Here is a 20088-nt window from a genome sequence, read left to right on the forward strand (position 1 = left end):
AGGTCACTTTGATTCCTTCTGCGATTCAATGATCTGACTAATTAACCTCTGCAATCCTAGGTACTCCTCTACGGCTACTCTGCGCTGTGATTGTAGAGTGTTTATTGCCTTTTCGAGTTCTCTGAGCCTCCTTGTAAGTATTTCAACGGCCTTGTCCCTGTTTGTCTTGAGGTAGTACCCCAGGCCTAGATTTACCAGGACATTGCTAGGCCAGCCCTCGAGTACGCTCACCGGTAACATTACACTGGATAGCCTGTCCAGGATCATGTAGCCTTGAACAGGCGCCTCTGGAAGGCCTTTTAAGGTGTCAAACGCTAGCTGGACTTCTCTATATTGGTTTAAGTGTACGTTGATCGTCGTCTCGAGGATGTTAATGTGTTCTTTAAGCTCGGTCGCCCTCGCGACGAGCTCATCTAAGGTTACTACCCTCTTGGTTTCCTTACCGGACTGAGCGGTGTTCATCACTTAACAAGCCTCTCGAGTTTTAATATTTGAAGTATATAGGGTTTCGATGCCTCCTCCGGGCTTATTTCCTTAACTTCTATGATCTTTATGTGACGCCTTTTTAATTTATGCCTACTACCAAGGAGTGAATAGACCTTTTCAAGGGCGTCTTTTTCATTTAGTGCCCTTATTTCTTGTACGAATTTCTGCCACGTTGGAAGCCTGTCGTGGCTAACTAGCATGCGCCCGGTTATTCTATATATTTTTATTTCACCGCCCATTCCTACCCCCTTCAAACCCGGCTTTAATGCGAAGCATTTCCGGACCCGTGGTATTTCCACCTATAACTACTCCTTTATTATTTGCTATTAGCCCGCTTCTAACGAAGGGCACGCCTCCATTAACGGTTGCGTACTCCACCGAAACCTTAGCTATTTCCTTAACTATTCTTAAGTCGTCTTCACTTGCGTCGGGGTGTATTACACCGCCATGATCAGATATGGCGGCCACACTCCCCGGCACATCCATGTTTACGAGCCGTGCTTTGAAAACCTCTACCCCGAGAATGTCGGCTACGCGCTTTATCTCTTGCTCTTCGATCAAGGGACTTACAATACACCCGTGGTTATTGCAGAGAAGGATATTGCCTAAGGCCGTGTACTTGCTCTCTAAGACAGCAACTTCTAGGTCTAGTCCACTTTCAGCTATGGCTTTCCTGATGCCCTCTAGCTCTTCCTCAAATACTATGTGAGGTAGTAGAACCGCGTTGCTGTTTCCAGCTACAAACACTCCATTCAGAATAGTACCGGCAATTCTTGCCTCTACTACTACCACCTCGAGGACGCTCGTCATCTCTTCGATGTCGTCTTTTCCAAGTCCCGGAGGTAGTACGAGTAGCTTGTCATTTGCATACGCATACACTCCGATGTTCGGGTTACCGAAAAAACTCATCCTGGTGATCTCCACCATTGGAACACCACGACGTCACTTGCGTCTCCACTTACTAGGCCTTACTAGTAAAACACGGAGAGTTTTACTCTCTTTATCAAACCTTACTTCAACTACTACTTTTCTAGGAGGCTTTTCTCGTCCACGCGACCACACGTAGTTGTTAAGAGCGGGGTCTACAGCGATCTTCTCCGCTTCCTTATAGTGCCTTGCAAGGTACTTTTTTACGAGTCTAATAGCCCTGTCGGCCCTATTCTTCCTGCGCCCGAAGTATACTCTCCTAAGGGGTATGATGTGTAGGGTCACATCTAAGCTACGGCTTTCACTCACAACACACACCTCTAAATGTTCTTAAGCTTGTTTCTTCTCCAGTGCCTTAGCCTAAACGGCCTTCTAACTCTAAGCCTCGTCTTTACCGTAACCCAAACCGGTACGGGTTTATTACTGTTATGAGCGGCAGCCAGTCTCAACTTACGGGCTACGTGCTTGGCCCTAGCCACTTTTGCCCCCTCATTTCCTTTTGAATGTGATTCTCGTCTCCCGTCTACTCTGCTCATATAGTTCTGATAGTATCCGCTTTAAAAGCTCATCTGTTATAGGGATGGGGACTTTTCCGCTCTGAGCAAGCAGGATTAACTGTTCTTCGAGACTACTCGCCAGTTCGGGCTTTACGAGCCTCAGATTGTTAAGCCTTTCCCTGGCCTCCGGCGTGAGGATCTGCCTTAGAACGGCCTCTATGCGCGCTCTTCTCTCCTTCTCCTCTTCAAGGCGCCGTTTCAACTCGGCTAGCTTGCGCATTCTAATGGCTTCAAGCTCTTCGTCGTATCCCGAGTATTCGTTGCTCATGTAACACCACTCCGACTTAAAAACTTAAGCCTAACAAGCGGTGGGAGGTACTTAACAAGCTCCGGCCGCTCTTTGGTAAGTTCTTCTAGGATTTCAAACGCCATTCTGTCGAGTAGTGCTTTCCCCTGGGGTGAGAGCACTCTACCCTCTCTTGTTTTCCTAACTAGCTGAGCCTGTTCTAGTTGCTGGAGAATCCTCCTAATAGCGTTTCCGGGGGCCTTATAGGCTCTTTCAGGTGCTACTCCACGGCGTTTTCTCCCGCCATACTCTCTTCTGAGCTCACTTAAGCCCACGGGCCTTCCCGCCTTGTATAGCTTTCTGAGAATACTGGCTGCCCTGTAGTACCACCAGTCGGGATTTTGAGGAGGCTTTTCTCTAAAGCACCCAGTTTTAGCGAATTTAGTCCAGGATGGTGGCCTAATCTCTGGTATGTTTTCCTTAATGTACGCGGCCAATTTCGCGATCAGCGCGTCTGCGGGAACTTCTAACGCAGTAACCATGCTTAAGCACCGCTCAACGCATTCTACCTAGTTCCATAAGTTTATTTTTCCTTTATAAGTATGATTGCAAAGCCCCTAATCTCATACACGCGTGAACGGGTCTTCTCGGCCAGGGTAACGGCTACGGCGTTAACGTCATCCGTGTACGTTTTCCTAAAGGACCCGAGCACTCGCACTTTGACGATACCGTGCTTCTCAAGCCTATTTTTAAGCTCCCTTAAGAAACCCTCTGTAATGCCGTTCTTACCCAGCTGTACGTCTACTTTTCCAGTAATCCTCTCCTTAATCTTCTTCTCGAACCTTTTACCACGAACCTTCTTATCCACCCGCAAAGAAGACACCTGTACACTACTCTAGACTCCTTTCCACTGCTCTTAATTCTAACACTAAGCGTTAATCCCGGTATCAGCGGTACGAAGCAGTTTCTGCAATAGCTCCTTTTAAGCGTTCTTGGAAGCCTCAGTCTAGCCTTGCTCGCAACCCGTAGTGCTATTTCCACGTATTTCCTTGCCAGGTCTATATCCCCTTCTCTCACCCTGCGAAATGCCATGTCCAAGAGTAGTGAGACCCTCTCCCTCGCTATAGTCTTCAGCATTCCTTTCTCCTTACCCGCTTTCACACCCATTCCGAGCTCCGAGAAATGTAAAATAAAGGCGGGGTAATATCTTCATCCCTGAACTAGTGGAGAACCCGCTTAACTGGGCTGGTACCAATGAGTAATTCTCGGCAACTCGTAATCGTGCTACTCGAAGCGGCGATCGAGAGGGTGCCCCCCTCCATAGCGAATCACCCCGCAGTGTTAAAAACAGCATCTAGACGGGGTAAAAAGCCCACGGAGATCTTGCTAGACGCGAGCTTACACTACCACGCGATGAAGAGGCTCCCCAAGGCAAACAAGCGCGGGAGACCTGATATAATCCACGTAAGTCTACTAGAGGTCTTGGAAAGCCCGCTTTGTAGACGCGGGTACTTGAAGGTAGCGGTTTACACTATAGAAGGGCACGCGCTTTTCGTAGACCCTTCAACGAGGTTGCCGAAAAACTACAATAGGTTCGTCGGCTTAATGGAGCAGCTTTTTAAACTAGGCCAAGTACCGCCTAATACCCCTAGGCCCTTGATGTACTTAAAGACGATGAGGCTCGAAGACTTGTTAGAAGATCTCTCGGTTAACGGCTTAATACTACTAGACGAGAAATGCGAGTATAGACCGGTATGCGCGGTGATCGAGCACGCGATGAAGGAAAGACTAGCAATAGGTATTGGAGCATTTCCTCGAGGCGACTTCGAAGAAATGACGCGGCAGCGAGCAACACATTGTTACTCGATATACGGAGAGCCCCTCGCGACGCATATTGTAGTATCGCGCGTAATATCTTCAGCCGAAAGGTCCCTCAAACTGCTCGAACTATGATCACGTTGCTCTATGTGAACCGATATCCTTTAAGGTGAGCATTTACAAGTAAATATAACGAGGTGACGGAATTTGGGTGATAGCCGTAAAGATCCCTTGTCCGTTTACGCGAGTTGGAACCGCTTAGACGTAAACGAGAATGCTAATAGGTACCAGGGACCTAGCGGCTTCTTTGCGTGGCTTCTAGACAGGTACATGGAGCATGACGCGTTACAGTTGATACCGGACCACATTTTAAAGGCGCACTTAGAAGGGGTCATATACATTCACAAATTACCTCACAGTGTCTACACTCCCTATTGCACGGGGCACAGCATTGCGAGGCTCTTGAAGAAGGGGCTTAGAACAATTACCATAGTCTCCCGCCCCGCGAGGCACTTCGACACGTTCGTTGACCACGTCGCAAACTACCTGATCACCATGCAACACTACTTCACGGGCGCGCAGGCGCTGTCAAGCGTTGAGTGGTACGCAGGCCCGTTCATAAGAATTGATAAGCCAGCCTACAAGCAGGTAAAACAGCAGATACAGAGGCTACTCTACAACCTGAACTATCCAACCAGAATAGGGCTTCAAACCCCATTCAGTAATTTCACCATTACAATGAATGCACCCAGAAAAATGCTTGAAGGAGATAAAGCAGTATACGGAGGGATGGAAACAGAACCTCTCAGCACCTATGAGGAGGAAGCAAAGACTTTCCTCAAAGCACTAGTAGAGCTGTACTACGAGGGTGATAGCGTTGGCCAGCCGTTCACCTTCCCGATTCCAACTCTGATGGTTACGGCGAAGTGGATTTGGGAAGACCCCGAGATACATGAAGCAGTATTCAAGACGGCTGCCAAGAGGGGGAGCTTCTACTGGTTGAACACTAGGATGGTGGACCCGGATAGTGCATTCGCAATGTGCTGTAGGATCTCAATTGACAGGCACGAGCTGTACCGTGCTTATGGAAACACCAAGTTCACACTAAGCTTGAAGAAAGACATTGAAGCCGTTAGGGAGGAGTACTGGAAAACGATGGAGAGGCAGAGGTTCGGTGGATTGTGGGCTATGCCCGATATAACTGGTAGCGTGAACGTTGTTGACGTAAACCTTCCTAGGTTAGCCCTTGAGGCTGGAAAAGAGGAGTCTAGGTTCTGGGAGCTATACGACGAGACGCTGAAGCTTGTGAGGGAAGCCTGCAACTGGTTCAGGAACAGGTATACATACATAATGAAGAACTACCCGAACTTCTACGCCATGATAGTAGAGTACATGCCCGAGTTCCCGGCCTTCCACTTCAACACGATCGGCTTAATAGGCTTACCGGAAACAGCAGCCATATTAATGGGTGAACCAAGGCTCTGGCTTGACGGCGCTAGGAGAGACTGGATTAGAGCCTCCGAGCTAATGAGGAAAATAGTTGAGTATGCTACCAAGACTGCAAGGAAGTGGATGCTGGAGGAGGGCGTTCCATGGAACGTCGAGGAGGTCCCTGGCGAGTCGGCTTCGCCGAAACTTGCAATGCTGGATTTAAAGAAGTACCCCGAGCTGGCCGAGTACATACCAGATCCGCAGAATCCTGTGTATGCCAGTAGTATAGCTCCTTATTACGCCCCCATGGAGCTCCCGGACCGCGTCGAGGTCGAGCAACGCGTACAAAAGTACTTCACTGGAGGAGTCATGATGCACATATTCCTCGGCGAGGAGGCGGATCCGGAGGCGCTTTCATCTCTCACCAATAAGCTCATGCAAACGGACATCATATACTGGAGTTACACGCCCGCAATAACCCACTGCAATAACTGCGATAAGACGTACACGGGAATGTACGTGACGTGCCCCTCTTGCGGTAGTAGCAATGTGGACGTTTGGAGTAGGATCATAGGATACTACCGCCCACTGAGAAACTGGAACCCTCAGAGAAGGGCAGAGTTCTGGACCCGGAGGCACTACAAGTTTTAGGTACGAGATGGTCTAATGCACTCTTCCCCAACCCCCTTATTCAACCCTTTATGAGCTGCGTGAAGGCAGTGGGCAACACCCTTCTAATTGCAGGTTGGAAAAGCACATCGCTTATAGATGTACATGGTCACGTCTCGTTTACCCTGTGGCTGTGTGGATGTAACCTAAAGTGCCCGTTTTGCCACAACTGGAGAATAGCGAATGGTGATTCATCTCTCTGCAAGCCTATAGAAGTAGAGCGGGTTATAGAAGAAGTTGTTGCCAGCAAAAACCTAGTAGACTACTTACACGTAACGGGCGGAGAGCCCTTACTTCAATACGAGAACTTAGCTGTACTTTTTGAGCGAGTAAAGAGCATGGGTATAGCCTGCAGCCTGAACTCAAACTTAACTCTCACCAAGGAGCTGATGCATCTCGCTAGACAAGGGCTAGTGGATCACGTAGCAACAGATCTCAAGGTACCACCAGAGATTCTATACGGCGTACCTTCGGTTGCGCGGAACCTGTGGAAAAGTTTCATAGAGTCCTTAAAAGTGATACGGGATTTCAATATACCCCTTGAACTCAGGATCCCGGTTCACAGGAAGCTAACTCACAACGTACTAAGGGAATATATAGAACAGGTAATAGGTAACGTGCTAGTAGAAAAAACCGTTGTAGTAGTGAACCCGCTTTTAAGCGAGCCAATAGTAAAGCCCCGTGACCCCAGCTGGTGTAGAGAAAACTGCACTGTAAACGCAGAGAGGCTACAGCAAATTTCTGATTTATTTAAGCATTATGGTTTTTCAAGAGTAGTCGTTAAATCTATTCCTGGGTTTGAGCAGTGAACGCAAAGGGCCTGCCCCGCGTAAGACTAATTTACACGATACCGGAAGCTGAAAAGATCATAGCATCAGCCGCCAAAGCCACCCTCTCTCCTCGCGAATTCGCGGAAATCGTGAATACGACGAGCGAGGAATTCGTCGAGAAGTGGATTCGGGAACTAATAGTGAGAGGTCATGGAAGCCCATTAGAGCACAGCATTTACGTGTTCGAAGTAGTGTGTAGCCGTGTATGTAGCCATCAACTCGTAAGGCACAGGCACGCCAGCTATAGCCAGCTGAGTCAAAGGTATAGCGATAAATACCTCAAGGGGTTGATCTGGAGAACGTGCGAAGTACTTGGAGTAGAGTACAAGGAGTCATACGACTACTACGTTGAGTTGTTGAACAAGCTCGTGGAGTCGCAACCTACCTTCGATGAGCTGATAGACGTTGTTGGTGAGGCATTTATAATACCACCCGTAATCGTCGAGAACAGGAGTTTAGAGTTTCTAAAATCATTAATCAGCTCCACGGCTATGTACTACGAAGCTTTAGCGGGCGGAACACCCTACGAAGATGCGCGCTACCTGTTACCGCAGGCCGTGAAAACGAGGATCGTGGTGTCCATGAACGCGCGAGAACTTGTAGAGGTGTTTCTACCACTTAGAATGTGTGCTCGCGCGCAATGGGAGATTAGAATGATAGCTTGGAGTTTATGGCAGCAACTTGTAAAGGTGAATCCTAACATATTCAAGTATATAGGTCCCCGTTGTGTACTAGCCGAAAACCGCGCACGCGTCGACCCCTGTGAACTAGAAAAGTTTCTCGAGGGAGAATGCACGTTCTCCATACCCAGGTGCTTTGAAATGGTGCCGAAAGACCAGATGCGCAACTGCGTTTTAAAGGCATATAAGTCATTTCATTTATTAAAAGATAACATTCAAGAATCTAACAGCACTCGAGGTGAAGCATAAATGATACTTAGTGATTGGGACATAAGGGTTTACCTAGAGAAGAAGCTACTAGTAATAGATCCCATCTTCGAGGACACAGTGAGGGAGAACGGTGTAGACCTGAGATTCGGCTACAGGTTCTGCAGGTTTAGAGAGGGAAGCACTTTAATAGACACCAAGGTCATGAACGTACCGGAGGTCTTAGAGTGCGTAGACGCCACAGAAGAAGAAGGTTTTATCATAAAGCCCTACGAGCACGTGTTGGCAACAACACTAGAATGGGTGGAACTACCTCACGACCTGGTTGGACTGGTAAACCTCCGTAGTAGCTTCGCGAGGGCTGGCGTATTCATCCCTCCCACCGTTATCGACAGCGGCTTCAAAGGAAATATCACGATAGAGTTGATTGGTGGACCACACCCGGTAAGAGTGTACTCAAAGCAGAGGTTTCTACACGTAGTTTTCCTGAGAACAAGTAGCCCCGTCTACAAACCATACACTGGCAAATACCAAGGACAAGTAAACGTAACACCGCCGAAACCGGACTAGAACCGGTAGAGAAGACGTTTTCGCGGCGAAACGTTTCATGAAGATCAGAGGATTAGTGCCGCCGCCGGGATTTGAACCCGGGTTTCCCGCACCCACGGGCCTGACGGGTGTCACGGGCTCGAGAGGCCCGCATACTTGACCGGGCTATACTACGGCGGCGCCTAATAATTCTCTTGATGTAAACGCTTTTAAGTCTTCAAGCCTACGTGGTTACGTCGCACCCCAGCTCTACTGGTATGTCTACGCCAGCTGAGACCACGCCTTTAATTGCTGGGTCAACGTATAGGTTTATGGCCTTAAACAATACGCCGCTTCGTGCGGCATGCTCGGCGGCCACACAGATCTTCCGATCGGCGTAGCAGTGAAGTTTTACTTTTCGTGCCCCGGGTACGCCTGCTATGAACGTAATAAAGGCCCTCTTACCTGTCTTGGCATATTCTGCAAGCGCTTGAATCTGCCTTCTACCCCTAACGGTCGGGGCATCAGGGTACCCTGCAACGCCTTCTTCCAGCTTCATTACTGCACTTTTCAGCTCTACGAGCACCAGGTCTTCGTGGCAACTGTAAGCGAAGTCTATTATTTCGCGGTCTAACCTGTAGTTTCTCCTGTACAGCACGCAGCTTAACAGCCACGGAATCATACCACGTTCTTGTAGAACTGCGAAAGCTTTTTCCTGGTATGCTGTATCAAGAAGCGCGGCATACCCTTCGTGGTTGCCGTCCTTTACTCCAATGATCCTGTACTTAAGTCCTCCTCGTGGTGTTTCAATGCAGTAGCCCACCTTACCTTTAACCACGTATTCGTGCAACCTACCCGTATTGTTTATGTACGCAGCTACCTCGGAGCCCCGCACCTCCACGATGACGGTAAACCTGTTAACCCTACTGATGACTGTGCACTCGTAAAGGTCATCGAACTTAATTATTTCTTTCAACGCGTTCATGCCGTCTCCACCAGCGGGTTTTCCTCAGCAAGTCGTGGAGTTCTGCACGCCACGCCAGTAACAGTAAAACTAGTATAAGCTGGCCGATGTCAACGTAGAACACGGAGCCGCTGGAGGTACTTTCGGTAACTATGAACGGGTATATCATCACCTTAACGTACTTGGTGAGGCTTGAAAGCACAGCATAGTGCGCTATAGCTACGAATAGCGCAATGAACGAGACGACGATTTTTACAACGCTCTTTATGCTGAAAAAAGAGACAATAATTAGTAGCACTAGCACGCCCACGGCAATTGCCTTCTGAAGCACGAAAATATCTTGGCAGATACCTACCAACTTTAACCCCTTCACACCGTGAACAGACTATTTACTGTCTTTTAACAGTTCATTCAAAACTAGGTAAGCTATATATAGGCTTTTACTCCTCTCCTCGAGATACTTTAAAACCTCTTCACGTTCCCTTTGCAACGTCTTCCTGTACTCCCTAACCTTTCTAAGGGTGTCTCTAATGCTAGCATAGTTAATGCTCGGTAACGAGCCGAAGGCCTCTGAGAGCTCCTCGACGCTTACAAACTCCATACCACACTTACCCGCGAGCATGGATAAGTCTATTACTTGCCCTTTATCGTTCTCAACAAGTGAAACAAGCCTCTTTAAGTTAGCTTGTCTTAATTGAACTAGAGTAGTCCTCCTATCCTCTACAATTAGCTTATAGTCCTCGTAGAAAACCTTGTCTAGAATAGCTTCTTCCACCCTTAGAAGAGGTTGTGGGGGTTTAATGAGCGGTAAGGAAGGGTACACGTCTACATCTCCTAGAAAGGTTTCACCGTTGTATACTCCATGCCCTGTTAGTAGTGAAGGCGCAATGGCTTCTCCATCTAGCACCTCACTGATAATCGAGTAAGATAGTAACTTTAATGCGGGGCTTGGACGGGGAATGTACATCTCTTTACCCCTAAACATGGCTTTCACCCGATCTCGCGCCAGTACGTAGTCTACGACTTTTACCGCGTGTTCCTTGACGAGGTCCCAGTTGAACTCCATGGTTATGAGAGTTGAGTACGCCATGTCATCTATCTCCGACATCATGATCCGGTCGAGATCGTCCGGTTTGTGCGATTCAACGAGCTTCCTCACGCTAGGCCAGTCAATCGTTTCCACCAGCCCGGCCGCTTCTGGCTCGTATAGCGAGAAGTACTTGTACTCGCCGATCTTCGTCACGTCGTAAAGCACTGTCCCTAAAGGTATGCCAAAATACCTCCTTAAAACGATTACCAGATATGCGAGCCCCACTCTGATCAACTCCGCGTCTTCGCGCGGGTCCACGGAATACGCATACCCATACGTGAAATCCCGGTATTCGCCACCAGTGGGTAGGGGGACGTAGACCGTTCTTTTGTCGTAGTATACTACCGGTCTATTCCCCACTACCACGTACCTAGGTTTCTCGGACTTAACGGTCCAAATACACCTTTCAGGTACCTTTATGTACTTGCCAAAGCCGTTTCTCGGAGTGTAGACTATGCACATGACCTCACTACTTACCCTTCCAGCTAGGAGGTCCTTTACGATGTGAGGGGTTTCACCCCACTTTAATTTAATGTACCTATACTCTTCGAGCGCGGCAGATAGGCCATTGTAGGCCCTAAAGTCAACTTCGCGTACACTCCTCTCCAAAACGCATTTCACAGTCCTTGAAGTTTTACCGTGCTCTAACGAGACTACTAGTGCATCTTCGCCAGGATCCATACAACCTGGCTGAAACTTCTCTACGAGGTCGCAGTGCCCTATGGGTTCGAGCGGCACCAGCCGGCCATCTTTTTCCAGGTATCTCTTGATACCATAGGGTGGGGCGTACTCGTAGAAGTTTAGTTTATCGAACACTTCTTTTAACCTTTTACCGTTCACGTAGTTGTTCTCGTCGAGTACTCCCGTTCTCTTGAGGGCCTCTCTTTCTAGCACGTCTAGGTCCTGTCTAAACCAAGGCGAAAGCAGTTTTATAATCCCGGTGAAGAGGTGTGTGTAGAGGTTATTAGGGTTTATGAGGGTCCTCTCGAGGCCTAAGTCAAGCCACTGTTTAAGTGCATCGATTCCACTGGCGAGTAGCTCCTTATCCCATCTTGAGTAGGGCACGATTACAGTTTCCGAAAACCCTAGTTCCTTCCTCCTACCCTTTCTACCCTCTCTTTGATGGAATTCTCTTACACTATCTGGTAACCCTAAGTGCACTATTCTAGCTACCAGCCCAATATCTATTCCTTGAGATAGCGTACGAGGCGAGACGATGACCTTCACCTCCCCCCTCCTTGCCTTCTCTTCCACAATCTCCCTTGTCTTCTTCGGAACTAAGTGGTGGTGAGAGGCAAGAGGGCATCCTTCTCCGTACCTCGACCTAATGGACTTCACCAGCTCCTCAGCGGTGTTAATGCCTCTCGTAAAGACGAGCGTCACGTACTTATCCCTCGAGTACTCCGCGATCAGCTCAGCCGGGTCTACGTGAAGGCTTGGAAGCTTGTATCCAAGGCTTTCGAGGATCGATACTACTTGGTATACGTTGCGCTTGAATTCGTTAAAGTCGTGTACCTTACCAGATAGCTCTTTCAATTCAGGGTGTTTCACCACCGCTTCCCTCCAGATCCCCCTGACGACGTTCCACACGGTTTCGATGTTTTTGCCTAGTACAATGTACACGTGGTTCTCAACCCTAAAGGGCGCGCCTTCGATGCTGGCGCATTCGCGTTTAGTAACGTCTTCGAGAAAGGTACAGAGGTCTTCGGGATTAGCAATGCCTGCTGAAAGCACGGCTACCTGGAGCCCGCTTTCTGCGATCTTTGAAAGAAGGGACGTCATCGCTAGCAGTAATGCGAGGCTACGCGGACCGTAGAAGTCGAGTTCATCTATTACTAACAGGTTTAGTTTCGTGTAAAGACGCGAAAGCACGGCACCTTCTTTCCGTACAAAGTACTTCTTTAAGTCGTGGAGTAGAAAAGCCGGGTTGGTTATAACCAGGTTGGAGAGGTTTACGAGGCTTCTCAGCTTACCATTACCTAGCTTGCTCAATAACTCCTCTTTTCTAACGCTATCCAGCTGGATCAGTTTTCCACGCACAGCATTAACGTACTTTTCAAGCCTCTTGATCTGATCATTAGCTAGCGCCAGCGTCGGGTAAATCGCGATGGCGTGGAAATCGCGCCCGTTCCTGACCTGCTCCAGGAGGTATAACACCCATGATTCCGTCTTACCGCTACCAGTTCCAGCTCTTAAGACCACGTTACCGCCTTCTTTGAGTTTGAGATACGCTGAGTATTGATGTTTATAAAGCCTCTGACTACCGATTTCGAGTAGCGAGAGCTCCGGTACTATGTCCCTGAAAGCCACGTCAACGTACTCGGGCTCCGAACCGGCTTCAATGTGCTTTAAATAGCTGTAACCTTTACTCACTAAAACGTCTTCGCTATGAACCCTGTTCATGAGCACTGTCAGAAACCCAGTTAGAATAATGGCTCTAAGCCGTTAAAATCTTGGTGAGGGCCGCTCAGACGGCTTCTACGGCGTGGTCGAACGGACGTAGCTACTCGTGGAAGGGGACGCGCGAAGAAAACCCTTAGCTGTGTAGTATTTGAGCGAACGGTGAGATCCTAGTTCACCAAACAACTACTTTTAAACCCGTCACTTCTAATAAAGGGTGGTTCCCCGTGCGTAGTGGTAATAAGGGAGCAACGTCTTTTGAGACGCCGGTACTTTTCGCCGCCGCCTTTGCCGTACTCACTTCATCTACTTTAATCGCAACCGTAGTCACCGTAGACCCAGCTCTTGCTAGGGTTATTACTACGCTCATATTTGCCGTAATCCTACCACTAGTGCTTGAAGCCGTGGAAAGGCTCCTCGTGCTCCTTGCCAATCGCGTAACGCACAGCATGCGGGGAACAGCATAGCCGTTACAAGGGAAGGCGTTACGCGCGGTATTTACATAACTAGATCTATAACCCGAGGTAGATCTTCACCAGCTCTTCGTTTTTGAGGAGGTCATCGGGTTTGCCTTCGAACCTTATTCTTCCACTGACTAGGAGATACGCCCTATCGCTTATCTCAAGCGCTCTCTTAGCGTACTGCTCGACGAGTACAACCGTTATCTTCAGGTTATTTCTGAGCTCTACTATTTTGTTCAGAACGCTTTTCACTATGATTGGAGCCAGGTCGGTAGTTATCTCGTCTAAAAGTAGTACTTTAGGTTTCTTCATCAGGCCTATGGCTATCGCGAGCATTCTTCTCTCGCCGCCGCTAAGCGTACCGGCTCTTCTATGTATTAGCTCCTTGAGCTTTGGAAATATGTTTAGTACTTCATCTACCCGGTCCTTGACGTCTTCTCTAGGTAACTGGTACCCGGCTAACACGAGGTTCTCGTACACCGTTAAGTCGGAGAATATGTTACCTGTCTGGGGAACGTACGCTAACCCCAGTCTAGCCCTCTTGTACGGGCTAAGATTAGTTATGTCTACTCCTTCGAATAGTACTTGCCCGCTATAGATGTCGGTGAATCCGTAAATGCTGTTTAGAAGCGTTGTTTTTCCAGCACCGTTAGGGCCCACTACTGCCACGATGCTTTCAGGCGTCGCCGAGAAGTTGATGTTGAAGAGCACTTTTAGCTTTCCATAACCCGAAGAAAGGTCCTTCACCTCTAGGCTCATAACTTATCACCCTATATAGATCTCGGTCACTTTAGGGTTCTTTAGTATGGAATCGGGGCTTCCTTCAGCCACGATTTTACCCCTATCCATTACGTATACGAAGTCTGAGAATGGGAGCGCTATGTCTATTCGGTGCTCGATCACCAAGAAAGTCACGTTTGTCGAGTGGAGGATTTCCCTGAGCTTTACGAAAATGCCTTTCGCGTACGCGGGGTCGGTTCCCCCTATAGGCTCGTCGAGGGCTATCAGCTTCGCGTTTGTCGCGAGCGCTCTTGCGACTTCTAGCATTTTTAGTTGCCCTGCTCCGAGCCTGAAAGCCTCTACGTCCCAGTAGTCCTCTAACCCGGTGAGTTTTAGTATTTTAAATGCTTTTTCAACTAATTCCTCTTCCACTTTCCTCCAGCTGAATCTAAGTGCTGCCTTGATCGGGTTTTCACCGGGGTTTTTGTAAGCTACGAGCACGTTTTCCAACACGGTGAGAGCTAGAAAAGGCTGGGGGATCTGAAAAGACCTCACAAAACCAATCTTGTAAACTTCGTGGGGTGGTTTGCCAGTTATATCTAGCTCTTCGTTCTCATTAGGGTAGTAAAGCACTTTCCCCTCATCGGGCTTTAAAACGCCGACACAGACGTTGACTAATGTCGTTTTTCCAGCACCGTTAGGACCGATTAGGAGCGTTATCTTCCTTCTCGGTATGTTCACGTTAACACGGTCTACAGCTACTAGCCCCTCGAAGCGTTTAGTTAGGTTAATAGTTCTCAATATAGTATCCTTACCTACAGCGGCGTATTCAGGCATGCCCCCTTCTTCGGGCGCCGGAATCACCAAACCACCTTGTACTAATTTACAGAATCCAGGTAAAAAATGAAATGGATGTACTAGCTAAAAGACGCGTAGAGAGGTGCCTGCCGTTAAGGACTAGTGTACCATATGACCCTACCGGTCGCGCCGTCGTATATTCCTATAACTTTCCAGGCATACTTACCCGCCTCCTCTACGACGAACCATATGTCGTATGATGCTAGGACCCGGTCACCGTTTTCATCCAGCTTTACGAGTCCTGATGCCCCTAGATAGTTCTGGTGTATGTATGGTAAGGCGTTCTTTACTGCTATGGCATCGTATGTACCCACCGCGTCTAGCGTTAACGCAACGGTCCAGGCAATGTCATATACGAAGTACGTGTAACCCATGGGATCCCTTCCAAGCTTCGCTCTAATAACATTCCTAACTATTTCAGCCCGGGGCGATATACCCGGAGAAGCCATGGTATTGTAGAACCTAGTCTTAATGACTATGTCGGCTACGCCGGGATCTAGCAGCACAGCGACGTTTGCAGTTCCATCAGAGCCCTGCCACATTACTTCGCTCAGAATGGGGTATGCCTTGGCGGCTGCAAATATAGCAGCAGCCTCCTCGAATGAGATCAGTAGCACACCCACCTTGTCCTTGCCATACCTGCCCGTAGCGTCTGTTACTTTAGATGCTAGTAGAGATATCTCAGCGGAGAATTCCTTGGCTGCAGGGTCATATCTTATACCCTCTATAACGCCGCATGTCTCTCCACTAGCTTTGCAAATTGCTGTGAACTCGTCGACTGATGCTTTAGCTAAGCCGTCGCCCCACGTATCGCCTCTCCACATTGGTATAATCCACCTCGTACCTCTCTCCCACATGATCTTAGCTATTGCCTTGCCTTGATAGAGGTCGTTGGGAGTGTACCTAAGCCCCATGTCTACTAGTGCTAGTGCGGGGGAGGTCGAGGACGGTGAAATTATTAGGATGTTGTTCGCATTACAGAAGCTTAATGCCTCGGAAAGCTCCGCGCTCGAGGCGCCTCCAATAAAGATCTTTATTCCCGCTCCTGCAAGTGCCATGAGCTTATCTAGGTGGGTCTTGGGGTCCGTTCCCGTGTCCTCCACGACGAACTTTATTCTCCAAGGCCTACCTAGTCCTGCAAGGTAGCTGTTTATCTCGCCCTCAACGTACTCGAGTATAGCCTTATACTCCGCCCCGAAAGAAGACAGTACACCTGAGAGCGGTAATAGCGCTCCTATGCGAACCTCACCGCTAAGTCCAACTCCGGGAGCGGGCAGTGTAACGGTCTGTACAACTGTAGTAGTTACAGTGGCTGCTCCAGGTCCAGGAACAGTCACGGTTTCTGTTACCCTAGGTGCCGTTACAGATCCTATTCCGTAACCCGCTACTATCCCGACAATTAGTAGAACTACGGCTAGTAGGTATGCCCTTTGAGGCATACATTTCCCCATTTTATTAAGAGCAGTCAATAATATTTAAAGCTTTCCGGCAACGACATTGTACGATTTTTAACTTTAAAAATCATAAAGAACTTGGAGAAGGGTGTTACGAGTACATGATCGATGTAGTAGTGGTAATGAAGTCGGTGGTGTACTCTGTGGTAATAGCCATCGGGGCTATTGGGATAGCAGCGATATACGGCGCTACTAAGACCTTTAACTTCGCCCACTCATCCATGGTTTCTTGGGGCGGTTACATAGTATTCACCATGGTATGCTTTTACGGTGGTTTACCATACATGTACTTCCCGCTGGCATTTGCGCTTTCCGCAGCGCTGGGTCTAGTAACATACTTTGCTGTAAACAGGTGGCTTTTAAAAGCTAAAGCGAGCGATATAAGCCTCATGATGACCACCCTCGGCGTAGACCTGATACTCTTCGCTTTCATAAACCACTTTGCGGACTTTATGATCTACAACTACAAGATCCCCGTCGCAAAGAACTTTGTACTGGAGATCAAGGACCCCGTGTTCTATGCCGGGGGGGTCCCTGTGAGGATGTCCTGGATAATGGCCCCAATCCTACTGGCCATAGTCTTAGTAGCGATCTACGCGATCTTCACCAAGACCAAGATCGGTATCGCCATGAGGGCCACGATCGAGAACCCGGAGCTAGCTCAACTTCAAGGCGTAAACCCGGAGCTCGTGTACGTAGCGTCATGGGTCATTGGTGGAGGCCTCGCCGGACTGAGTGGAGCGCTACTAGTAATGATATTCACCGGTAGGCCTAGCATAGGCTTAGAGACAGTCGTGACGTTCTTCGCGGGGGCTATTGTAGGAGGTGGAGCTCGTGATGTGTTTGGAGCAGCGCTAGGCGGTTTCCTAGTAGGTCTCAGCGAACTCATAATACCATCTATTCTAGCCCCGGTTATAGGTGGCTGGATATACGCGTATAGGGCAGCAATACCGCTCGCGATAATGGCTGCAATGAACTTGACTGAGCCCGGTGGACTAATTACCTTGGCTAGAAAGATGCGGGCGAAAGTGGTGAAGTAACGTGCTCCAGCTGGATCCATTGGCACAGCAAATAATACTGAACTTCGCGATAGGGCTAATAGTTACGATCAGCTTAAACATAGAAGTGGGGTTCCTTAACCTGCCTCAGTTCGGTAGGTTACTAGCCGTAGTAGTCGGCGCTATAGTAGCCGCCGCCATTCCAGGCAGGATCTTAGCGTTAATGCTCGGGCTACCAGCAGGCGCGGAGTACGCGGAAAGCATGGAAAACCCGAAGATAGTGACCGCTATTAACGAATGGCTTGCACAGAACCCACACGTTTCCGTACTAGTACTGGTGTTCACGCTAATAATAGCCGCCCTCCTAGGCGGCTTAATCGGCTACCTCTGCGCATACCCTGCCCTCAGGCTTAAAGGCCCGTTCCTGGGCATAACGCTACTAGCGTTCGGGGACATCATAGTCAACATATCGTGGAATTATCAGCCCCTAGTAGGAGGTACTATTGGAATATGGGTTGCAGACCCCTTGAGGTTTCTAGGGCCCGCTAGAGCGTCTACCATGGTACTAGTGGCCCTCGCCGTAGCCATAATAATATACGTTTACGCAGAGCTCCTAGCGCATTCACCATACGGAAGAATGCTTAAAGCAGTGAGAGATGCCGAAATAGCCGCTGAAGTTTACGGCAAAAACGTCATCAAGACGCGTGCACAAGTGTTGATAGTCGGCGGCGCGGTATCCGCTATTGCGGGGGCTTTATGGGCCCTCTATACCGGCAGCATGAAGGCGGTTACTTATACTAGGTTAACGTGGACGTTCTGGCCGTGGGCTTTCTTAATGCTTGGAGGCGTTGGAAACAACCTCGGTGTACTGGTAGGCGTGTTCATATACACTGTGGTGAGAACAGCCATTATACTCTACAAGGGCGCACTATCAGCAGTAATACCCATGTCACCGGAATGGCTTGAATACATATTAATCGGACTGGCACTAATAGCTATAATGCTCTTCAGGCCGCAGGGACTCATACCCGAAAAGCCCACACCGGCATTACCGCGCAAGAAGCTGGAAGAAATTAAGAAAAGGGTATAGGAGGAGGCCTCGTAAAGTAACGCTGACAAATAAGACATATACCCCCCGTTAATGAAAATAATTTTTAACCACAGAAATCACAAGATCCAACTCCTCCAAACACCACTAGAGCACAGATATCGCGTTCTTAAGTGCCTAGACAAGCCTCACTCTGTCCCGCGAACACGGAAGCGGTGGAAGGATTGGGAATTGGCCGTGTAGAGGAAGGTGCGGCGGCCGGGATTTGAACCCGGGATCTCCGGCGTGGCAGGCCGGCGTCCTAGTCCAGGCTAGACGACCGCCGCACCCCAATATTTGGTTATTGTTTGGAGGCATTTTTAAATCAGTGCATTGCTAGTCTCGGGCATTTGCTCCTGCTCTAAAGGATGGAGGCCTCCTTAGAGGGGATCTGGGACTGCACCTCTCCCTGGGACCAGAACAGTGGTCGCTGGGTCGGGAAGGTTGCTGAGAGCTGTTCAAATATACGTAGGGGAACGTAGTTAAGGGGTTAGCCTACAGCGTACTTTGTAACCACATCAAGTATCGTATCTACTTGTTTCTTGATTACGGGGGGTATTGGCGCCTCTATGTTCATGAAGCCCCTCACCAGAACAGCCTTCGCCTCCTCTTCCGTGAACCCTCTACTCATTAAGTAGTCTATTTCTTTCTGGGCTATGAGGCCTATAGCCGCTTCGTGACTGAGCACTGCACCCTGCTTCCTAGACGTTATAATGGGTATTGACGAAATTGTGGCTTTTGGTGATAGAAGTAGTCCCAAGCACTCGACGTGGCCGCGGGTATCGGATTCTAAGGCCTCTATCTCCGCTCTCGCGTACACACTTGACTCGTCTCTAGCAATTACTCTAGACGCGTTTTCTACGGAAGCTCCTGGCGCTTCTAGCACGCTACCAGAGCCAATATCGTATACACCGCTTTTGCTCGAAGCGATTATTGAAGCTAGGTAGGCTCTCGCGTTTTTCCCCAAGTTGACTACCGGGTATGTCTGTATAGATGCTACCGGGCTGTAAGTGACGTAGTAGCTAACGTACTCTCCACCCTCATCAACGCTAACCCTCGTCCTAGGCCTTACGTGAAGGCCCTCCGCCCATGCGTGTACCATTGTGAACGTGAGCTTGGCGTTTCTGGCAACATAGAACTCCGATACGCCCACGTGGACACCACTATAAACTCCGTGCGGTATAGCGCAACCAGTCACTACGTTGGCTTCCGAGCCCTCGTCTACGTACACTACGTTATGGGCAAACTGCACAGTATTATTGCTCGTTATGGCGAGGCACGTGTATATGGGTACCGGTACCTTCGTGTACGGGGGAACATAAATGAAGTAACCCACCTCCCCACCGTATAAATACGCAGCTGCTACGTATTTGTCGGTAGTCGGGTCTACGAGCCTCCATACTAGGTCACTAGCTCTTGGGAACCTCTCGACGGCTTCTCTAGTCGATAAGACTAGAACGCCGTACTTTGAGAGGGCCCTAGTCATGGCAGTATACAGTACTTTTTCATTGGCCTGCACGTACGTTAACTTATCTGAAGCCAAACCAACTCTCGGTGCGGCCGACACTACCCCGGGATCCGCTATTTCTTTAACCTCCTCGATTAGTACGTCTTCGAGTTTGTACCTTTGCAAGTCTATATCCGGCCCGTATTTTGCCGGCTTATCTAGTGCTTTTTTGATCTCCTCGACGTCCATC

At 48.9% G+C, this 20088-nt stretch carries 24 protein-coding genes and 2 tRNA genes; 8 read left to right on the top strand and 18 right to left on the bottom strand.

The annotated features are described in order from the left end of the window. Window positions 1-3: 3 nt before the first annotated feature. Genes QXU03_07240 through QXU03_07280 form a run of 9 tightly spaced genes read right to left on the bottom strand, consistent with a single transcriptional unit; the run spans window position 4 to window position 3363 of the window. Complete coding sequence (locus QXU03_07240) at window positions 4-462, bottom strand: prefoldin domain-containing protein (GenBank protein MEM2171524.1); 459 nt, start codon at window positions 460-462, stop codon at window positions 4-6. Then, the gene (gene rpl18a / locus QXU03_07245; GenBank protein ID MEM2171525.1) at window positions 462-725 is read right to left on the bottom strand and encodes a 50S ribosomal protein L18Ae; all 264 of its coding nucleotides are present in this window, start codon (window positions 723-725) and stop codon (window positions 462-464) included. Before rpl18a ends, QXU03_07240 begins: the two co-directional genes overlap by 1 nt. Next, on the bottom strand, window positions 715-1410 hold the full coding sequence (locus QXU03_07250) for a translation initiation factor IF-6 (GenBank protein ID MEM2171526.1): 696 nt from the start codon (window positions 1408-1410) through the stop codon (window positions 715-717). The genes rpl18a and QXU03_07250 overlap by 11 nt, the downstream gene beginning before the upstream one ends. Before the next feature lie 18 nt (window positions 1411-1428). After that, a complete protein-coding gene (locus QXU03_07255) occupies window positions 1429-1722 on the bottom strand; it encodes a 50S ribosomal protein L31e (protein MEM2171527.1) in 294 nt (97 codons plus the stop codon). A gap of 11 nt (window positions 1723-1733) precedes the next feature. Then, entirely contained in the window at window positions 1734-1892 is a 159-nt protein-coding gene (locus tag QXU03_07260) for a 50S ribosomal protein L39e (protein MEM2171528.1), read from the bottom strand. Window positions 1893-1902: 10 nt separating this feature from the next. Beyond that, on the bottom strand, window positions 1903-2238 hold the full coding sequence (locus QXU03_07265; GenBank protein ID MEM2171529.1) for a DNA-binding protein: 336 nt from the start codon (window positions 2236-2238) through the stop codon (window positions 1903-1905). Beyond that, entirely contained in the window at window positions 2235-2738 is a 504-nt protein-coding gene (locus QXU03_07270) for a 30S ribosomal protein S19e (protein MEM2171530.1), read from the bottom strand. The genes QXU03_07265 and QXU03_07270 overlap by 4 nt, the downstream gene beginning before the upstream one ends. Window positions 2739-2779: 41 nt before the next feature. Beyond that, a complete protein-coding gene (locus QXU03_07275; GenBank protein MEM2171531.1) occupies window positions 2780-3064 on the bottom strand; it encodes a YhbY family RNA-binding protein in 285 nt (94 codons plus the stop codon). Next, on the bottom strand, window positions 2998-3363 hold the full coding sequence (locus tag QXU03_07280; GenBank protein MEM2171532.1) for a ribonuclease P protein component 4: 366 nt from the start codon (window positions 3361-3363) through the stop codon (window positions 2998-3000). The genes QXU03_07275 and QXU03_07280 overlap by 67 nt, the downstream gene beginning before the upstream one ends. 87 nt (window positions 3364-3450) lie before the next feature. Here QXU03_07280 and QXU03_07285 point away from each other — a divergent pair, with 87 nt between their 5' ends. From QXU03_07285 to dcd, 5 genes are all read left to right on the top strand, one after another. Continuing rightward, the gene (locus QXU03_07285; protein ID MEM2171533.1) at window positions 3451-4149 is read left to right on the top strand and encodes a 16S rRNA methyltransferase; all 699 of its coding nucleotides are present in this window, start codon (window positions 3451-3453) and stop codon (window positions 4147-4149) included. Between the two features lie 72 nt (window positions 4150-4221). Next, complete coding sequence (locus tag QXU03_07290) at window positions 4222-6096, top strand: anaerobic ribonucleoside triphosphate reductase (GenBank protein ID MEM2171534.1); 1875 nt, start codon at window positions 4222-4224, stop codon at window positions 6094-6096. 50 nt (window positions 6097-6146) lie between these two features. Continuing rightward, window positions 6147-6923, top strand: coding sequence for an anaerobic ribonucleoside-triphosphate reductase activating protein (locus QXU03_07295; GenBank protein MEM2171535.1), 777 nt, complete (start codon window positions 6147-6149; stop codon window positions 6921-6923). Then, entirely contained in the window at window positions 6920-7873 is a 954-nt protein-coding gene (gene thyX / locus QXU03_07300; GenBank protein ID MEM2171536.1) for an FAD-dependent thymidylate synthase, read from the top strand. The genes QXU03_07295 and thyX overlap by 4 nt, the downstream gene beginning before the upstream one ends. Then, the gene (dcd, locus tag QXU03_07305; protein MEM2171537.1) at window positions 7874-8401 is read left to right on the top strand and encodes a dCTP deaminase; all 528 of its coding nucleotides are present in this window, start codon (window positions 7874-7876) and stop codon (window positions 8399-8401) included. It begins immediately after the preceding gene. A gap of 56 nt (window positions 8402-8457) precedes the next feature. On the opposite strand, the gene QXU03_07310 is transcribed toward dcd, so the two are convergent. The 4 genes from QXU03_07310 to QXU03_07325 form a co-directional block, all read right to left on the bottom strand. Beyond that, window positions 8458-8560 (bottom strand) — tRNA-Glu (locus QXU03_07310). Between the two features lie 43 nt (window positions 8561-8603). Continuing rightward, a complete protein-coding gene (locus QXU03_07315; GenBank protein MEM2171538.1) occupies window positions 8604-9344 on the bottom strand; it encodes a DNA/RNA nuclease SfsA in 741 nt (246 codons plus the stop codon). After that, the gene (locus tag QXU03_07320) at window positions 9319-9654 is read right to left on the bottom strand and encodes a hypothetical protein (GenBank protein ID MEM2171539.1); all 336 of its coding nucleotides are present in this window, start codon (window positions 9652-9654) and stop codon (window positions 9319-9321) included. The genes QXU03_07315 and QXU03_07320 overlap by 26 nt, the downstream gene beginning before the upstream one ends. Window positions 9655-9708: 54 nt before the next feature. After that, window positions 9709-12816: a DEAD/DEAH box helicase gene (locus tag QXU03_07325; protein MEM2171540.1), complete on the bottom strand. Its 3108-nt coding sequence runs from the start codon at window positions 12814-12816 to the stop codon at window positions 9709-9711. 224 nt (window positions 12817-13040) lie between these two features. Between QXU03_07325 and QXU03_07330 the strand changes: the two genes are divergently transcribed. Further along, a complete protein-coding gene (locus QXU03_07330) occupies window positions 13041-13280 on the top strand; it encodes a hypothetical protein (protein MEM2171541.1) in 240 nt (79 codons plus the stop codon). Between the two features lie 45 nt (window positions 13281-13325). On the opposite strand, the gene QXU03_07335 is transcribed toward QXU03_07330, so the two are convergent. The 3 genes from QXU03_07335 to QXU03_07345 all read right to left on the bottom strand — a co-directional run bounded on the left by QXU03_07335 (window position 13326) and on the right by QXU03_07345 (window position 16303). Next, entirely contained in the window at window positions 13326-14033 is a 708-nt protein-coding gene (locus QXU03_07335) for an ABC transporter ATP-binding protein (protein MEM2171542.1), read from the bottom strand. 6 nt (window positions 14034-14039) lie between these two features. After that, complete coding sequence (locus QXU03_07340) at window positions 14040-14858, bottom strand: ABC transporter ATP-binding protein (protein ID MEM2171543.1); 819 nt, start codon at window positions 14856-14858, stop codon at window positions 14040-14042. 86 nt (window positions 14859-14944) lie between these two features. Next, window positions 14945-16303, bottom strand: a complete 1359-nt coding sequence (locus tag QXU03_07345; protein ID MEM2171544.1) for an ABC transporter substrate-binding protein — start codon at window positions 16301-16303, stop codon at window positions 14945-14947. Window positions 16304-16407: 104 nt separating this feature from the next. Here QXU03_07345 and QXU03_07350 point away from each other — a divergent pair, with 104 nt between their 5' ends. After that, entirely contained in the window at window positions 16408-17346 is a 939-nt protein-coding gene (locus QXU03_07350; protein ID MEM2171545.1) for a branched-chain amino acid ABC transporter permease, read from the top strand. Between the two features lies 1 nt (window position 17347). Further along, window positions 17348-18394, top strand: a complete 1047-nt coding sequence (locus QXU03_07355) for a branched-chain amino acid ABC transporter permease (GenBank protein MEM2171546.1) — start codon at window positions 17348-17350, stop codon at window positions 18392-18394. Window positions 18395-18602: 208 nt separating this feature from the next. On the opposite strand, the gene QXU03_07360 is transcribed toward QXU03_07355, so the two are convergent. Then, a tRNA-Gly gene (locus tag QXU03_07360) sits at window positions 18603-18678 on the bottom strand. Window positions 18679-18881: 203 nt separating this feature from the next. Next, the gene (locus QXU03_07365) at window positions 18882-20087 is read right to left on the bottom strand and encodes a SufD family Fe-S cluster assembly protein (protein ID MEM2171547.1); all 1206 of its coding nucleotides are present in this window, start codon (window positions 20085-20087) and stop codon (window positions 18882-18884) included. Window position 20088 lies beyond the last annotated feature (1 nt).

This window comes from Desulfurococcaceae archaeon (genome assembly GCA_038845865.1).
In the GTDB taxonomy this organism is placed as follows: Archaea; Thermoproteota; Thermoprotei_A; order Sulfolobales; family Desulfurococcaceae; genus UBA285.